General features: G+C 53.8%; 1 pseudogene. It reads right to left on the reverse strand.

Annotation, left to right across the window (positions count from 1 at the left end):
* Positions 1–123 precede the first annotated feature (123 nt).
* Positions 124–2,847 (reverse strand): annotated as a pseudogene (locus C0V72_RS15835) (YobI family P-loop NTPase); the annotation flags it as partial.
* Positions 2,848–2,953: the final 106 nt, after the last annotated feature.

Consider the following 2,953-nt stretch of genomic DNA (forward strand, 5'->3'; position numbering starts at 1 on the left):
CGCTCCCGCAAAAGGGCAAAGTGGACGACTTTTACGCCGCCCGCAGCAACACTTCGTCGCCGCTACCGTGGTCTAATTTTGCACCGCCGTTCTCACAGCCTTAGCGAATGAGATGAACGCAGCTCACTTCCTGAACATGTTCATACGGATGTCGTCGTCGAAGAAGCCGCCTCTCCTCCAAGAGGATATAAAGCCCCGATCCTTCAACCACGCTACGAACTCGAGGTTCACCTCGCTAGATTCGATCCTCGGCGTCGTAAAACCCGGTCGAATGTCAGGAAGTGGATCCGGAAGGGACTGCAGCATGTCCTTCACCTGCTGATTGTCGAACATATTATGAAGCATGTTAAACAACTTGATCTTCGTTGCGAGAGGCTTGGCGTTCAGGATGATCGCACGCGCGGAATCGATGCTCATCTCGTCCATCTTGATGCCGGTTCGAGCGAGTATCCTGCCGACGGTGGCCGCGCGCGCCGGCAATTCGGCCAGCAGGTTCAGGTCCATCGTGTTTATGATCCTCAGCCGGTTTTCATCGCTGATGTTCGCCTCCAGCAGCTTCTGCCGGAAATCGTCGTCCAAATTGCACTCTTCCTCGGCTTCGAAGAATTCCGCAATGTTCTTTTCAATAAAGGCGACGCGTAAAGAGGGATCCTCGCTGAGATGCGCCAGGTTGCTGGCGGAGAAATCGATCGCGTTCCGGTCCACCAGTACCTTCGTCTTCTCTGCGCTGAGGTGCTGTGGGAAAGCCGTGAACCTTCTCGGAAGCGCTCCAACGTAGGCGGCATATGCTTCATCGCTCAACGCGTCGTTCTCGATAATGAACTTGCGCAAGGGTGCCGCACGGTCGCCGTCCGAAACCTTTTGGCCGGCGAGCGCACGCAAGGCTTCGGCGCTGTTCAAGAACTGGACAAGCGTCTCCGCATCGTAATTTTCGCTGCCAAGAAAATTCAGGCAGTTCTCCCAAGTCGCCTCGATCTTCTGGATTTGAAATAGCGTAGCGTGAAGCGTGCCCGGAACTTGGTCCAAGGTTGGAAGCAATGCAGCTTGCTTTTCAAGAAACTCCACCACCATTTCGAGTTCAACGTCGCTCCGCCTAATAATTTGTTGGATGGTCGAAACGCTCTCTTTGCGATTGTCAGGCAAACGAAGCAGGACGTTGCGCAGATACTCGTCGAAACAAACGTCGATCTTCGACAGAAGTGGTTCGCTCCTGGATTCAAGCGCCACCGTGTAGTTTTGTTCGCGCGCCCGATCGGGATCGTCGATGTCGAGAATGGCCCGCAGGATGAATTGCAGATTGTCGATGGAAAGTTGATAAAGCCCTTCGTCAAACAAGACCCGCATTGCTGCGGGGTGACCGGCCACAGCGGCCAGATCGGTCGCTTTAACGTCGAGTAATTGCAGGCGTTCCGCAGGAAAATCGATTCCTTGTGTCAGAATGTCAGCCAATCTGTCCGAGATGAAGTCGGTCAGGGCAGGGTGCCTGAAGGCGAAGTCTTTCAAGCGCGCGTCCGAGAGGTGGCTGATGATGCGTGCCACATGCATAAGATTACCGGCGCTGGTCACCGCCGCTGCGGCGAACCCAGGCCATGTCGTGGCCAAGCCGGAGATCAGCGCTGTGACGGCCTTTCCTCGGGCATAGTAGCTCGACATGAACTTCTCGCACGCGTCGAAATCGGACGCGATGAAGTCCAGCAGACGTCGTGTCTGCGTTTCATACGCTGAAGGATTGGCAAATAGGCAGTCGACGATTGTCACGTTGAGAACGTAGTTTCGGCTGAAATCCTCGGGGCGCATCGCGGCGATGACCTCCTTCGGATTATCGATCTGAAAATCGGGATCCGGAGTCCTGAAGCTACGTATTTGAATCAGAAACTTATTATCGCTAGGGGAGAGGCGTCCTGAATGGAAAAGCGATGTATACTGGTAGTAGGTATCATCGAGATGACCCTCCAGCACGAGAAACCGCGCCAGATCGGCACCCTCCCCGAACTTATCGAACAGGGCGTCTGTTTCGCCCGCATTGTCCCGGATGACCTCGTTGAACTTGGCCAACCGCAATGTGCTCAATTTGGCTCGTAGTTCGCGTATTTGCTTGAGTGACGATTCTCTGAACGCAGCAGACTTCTTCTCGACCTCCTCTTTGCGCTGCTGAAACGTTCTGTGGGGATCGACCTTTGCCTGCAGATCGTTCAGCTGAAGTTGCTGCTGATGGCCCTGATTCGTCGCAATTAGTAGCTGGCGCGACTCCAGAATTGTTTCGAACCGCTCGTAGTTCGCGAGATTGTTTAGCGGAATCATGCTGCTGCGGTCGGGGCTGAAGCGACAGAAGCCGTCGGGCATCATTTCCACGATTGCCATCGCATAGATGCGACGTAGTTCTGCGAGAGAGTTCGGCAGTTGCCTTTCCCCGTCGTCGACGAGCTTCTCAAGGCGGGAGACTTCCTGCGTGTATCGAGATTCGCTCGCCGCGATGTAATGATCGTGACTGTGAAGAACCTGAGCGAGATTGCCTTTCCCGCGATGGAGGCTCTCAAAGTCGCTTGGGAATACATTCTTGTAAATCAAGATCGCCAATAGCTTGTTCACGTCAAGATTGTTTTCATTGTCGGTTTCGAGATTGGCGACGTAGATAGCGTATTCATTGAAGATGTTCTGTATAAGCCTGAGGTCGTTCAGATATCGAGAAACCTCCCGCAGAAATTGATGATCGAGCCTATCATGGAGAGAAAGCCGCTTGCCCTGCTCCAGTACCTTGTCGATTGAATTGGAGGTGTTGATGATGGGGATAACGGGAATGATGAATTCGAAGAATTTGGTCCGATCAGTGTTCACGAACATATCGTCGCGAAGCGCGTAAGAGCCTGACTCAGAAGTTCATGTGATCTGGCAATGGCTTGCGATGAGGCGGGTGAGGCGGCGGATATGGGCGATGGTGGTCCACGCGGTGGAA

The organism is Porphyrobacter sp. TH134, from assembly GCF_002855495.1.
Classification (GTDB): Bacteria; Pseudomonadota; Alphaproteobacteria; order Sphingomonadales; family Sphingomonadaceae; genus Erythrobacter.